Raw genomic sequence first — 2,015 nt, 5'->3', positions numbered from 1 at the left:
AGCTTGATCCCCACGCCTGGCTCACACAGACCCTCGAGCGCATCGCCAACGGTTGGCCCAATAGCGACATCGGCGCTCTCATGCCCTGGAACTACAAGAGCTGAACGGCCGCAGCTTCGCGCTTACGAAAGAACACGCCGCTGACGATGTCTTCGACGGTGGCGAGGCGTTTGGCCGGGCTGTGGGCGCGGAAGAGGTCGACCGCCTGGCCGGCGCCGTCGGCGATCCGCTTCTGCCAGCGCGGGGAATCCTCCACCAGGCAAGGCGAGATGCCGTTTACCCGGATCGGGGCGAGTTCGACCGCCAGCGTCGCCGTCATGCCGGTGATCGCTCCGTTCAGCGTGCTGACCAGTGTCGAGCCGGGATAGGGATTGGCCTTGGCGAGCCCGCCGAACAGGGTGACGGTGGAGGCCGGCTGCAGCCGCGGCAGGGCGTGATGCACCGCCTCCAGGTAGCCGACGATCTTGATCCGCACCGCGCGGATCGCGACCTCCGCGTCGAAGGTGCGGATGGTCTGGTTGTCCGGGTGGATCGGCGTCAGCACCAGGTGGTCGATCGGGTCTTCGCCTGATAGCGCCGCCTCGATCGAGGCGCTGTCCTCCAGATCGAGATGGACGCCGCGCAAGTCCGGCCCGATCCGGCGGGCGGCCTCGGTGGCGCGATCAGCGCCGCGTCCGGCGATGGTAACCTTGCAGCCAAGGGCATGGGCGGCTTCGGCGACGGCAAGGCCGAGGCCGGACGTGCCGCCGACGATGAAGACGTGGTCATTGGGTTTGGGCATTTTCTTTCTTTCGTATGGAATTATGGGGGTGTGTGGCGGCGCCGGTCGCAATTACCGGCTTGGCCGCCAATGGCTCTTGAATCCGCAAGAACCGGACTTAAAATGAATTCAATTCATGATTAGTCCAGTGAATAGGTTTCATTCATGATGAACGGCATTCAGCTTCAAAACATCGACCTGAATCTTCTGGTGATTTTCGAGGTTCTGATGGAGGAGCAAAGCGTGGTCCGGGCCGCCGACCGGCTGGGGCGCACGCCGTCCGCCATCAGCCATGCGCTCGCCCGGCTGCGCCAGACCTTCGGCGATCCGCTGCTCGTCAAGGCGGCCGGGCGGATGAAGCCGAGCCCACTGGCGCTGACGCTGATCGAGGAAGTGCGCCCGATCCTGCGCGGCATCCAGCGCCTCGTGCAGCCGCCGGAGCCGTTCGACGCGGCAACGAGCAGCCGCGTCTTCCGGATCGCCGGGCCGCAGCTCGACCCGCTGATCGTCGAGCTGGCCGAGCGGGTGAACTCAGCTGCGCCCAATATCAGGCTGGAATGGGTGCCGCAGAGCCAGAGCACCTATGCCCAGATCGCGGACGAGCAGATAGACCTAGCCTACGGCAATGCCACCACGCCCCTGCCGGACGGGATCAGGGACAAGTTGATGCCCGCCATCAAGCGGTTCGTCTTTGCCCGGAAGGGCCATCCGGCGGCAAGCGACTGGAACGTGCACAGCTGGCTGCGCTGGCCGCATATCGTCGTCGCCCTGCCGACGACCGCCAGCAGCGACGCGGTCGAGAGGCGGATCGCCAGCCAGGGCCTTGAGCGCAGGATCGGCCTGCGCGTGCCGAACTGGTCGGCCGTCGGGCCGGCCCTGCTGCGCACCAACATGTTTGCCAATCAGAACGCGACGCTGTACCACCTCTCTCCCGATCTCGACGCTTTCGAGATCCTCGAACCTCCGATCGAGCTTCCCGCCCTCAGGCTGCGGGCGCTGTGGAACGCACGGCTCGACGCCGATCCGGCCCAGGTCTGGCTGAGGACGATGATGATCGATTGCATGGAGCACATCCTCGAGACCGCCCACGGGCGCCTGGAGAAGCTGGGCCTGAACAGTCGGGAATGAACAGGCGGGAGTGAACAGCCGGGCCGACTGAAGCCCTGGGCAATGATGTCAATGTATTGGCTTGGAGCCGAAGGTATCCGCTGTGCGCGCCCTTTCAGATCCGGAGCAAGACTGCTCTCCCCTCCCC

At 65.3% G+C, this 2,015-nt stretch carries 3 protein-coding genes; 2 read left to right on the top strand and 1 reads right to left on the bottom strand.

Annotated features, from left to right (window positions below; translation table 11 throughout):
* Nucleotides 1-104: transposase domain-containing protein (locus tag HK439_RS26255; RefSeq protein ID WP_190294281.1), on the top strand; the 104-nt coding region annotated here is incomplete at its 5' end.
* Here HK439_RS26255 and HK439_RS26250 read toward each other — a convergent pair.
* The gene (locus HK439_RS26250) at nt 92-781 is read right to left on the bottom strand and encodes an SDR family oxidoreductase (RefSeq protein WP_190294442.1); all 690 of its coding nucleotides are present in this window, start codon (nt 779-781) and stop codon (nt 92-94) included. The genes HK439_RS26255 and HK439_RS26250 overlap by 13 nt on opposite strands.
* 144 nt (nt 782-925) lie before the next feature.
* Between HK439_RS26250 and HK439_RS26245 the strand changes: the two genes are divergently transcribed.
* Complete coding sequence (locus HK439_RS26245; RefSeq protein WP_190294441.1) at nt 926-1,888, top strand: LysR family transcriptional regulator; 963 nt, start codon at nt 926-928, stop codon at nt 1,886-1,888.
* Nucleotides 1,889-2,015 lie beyond the last annotated feature (127 nt).

Source organism: Roseibium aggregatum (genome assembly GCF_014692675.1).
In the GTDB taxonomy this organism is placed as follows: domain Bacteria; phylum Pseudomonadota; class Alphaproteobacteria; order Rhizobiales; family Stappiaceae; genus Roseibium; species Roseibium aggregatum_C.
The sequence above is the reverse complement of the archived record's forward strand: the minus strand, read 5'-3'. Positions and strand labels throughout refer to the sequence as shown.

Bases quoted from the DNA above. Each gene is read 5' to 3' on its own strand.
- HK439_RS26250 (WP_190294442.1), bottom strand. From the start codon at position 781: ATGCCCAAACCCAATGACCACGTCTTCATCGTCGGCGGCACGTCCGGC.
- HK439_RS26245 (WP_190294441.1), top strand. From the start codon at position 926: ATGATGAACGGCATTCAGCTTCAAAACATCGACCTGAATCTTCTGGTG.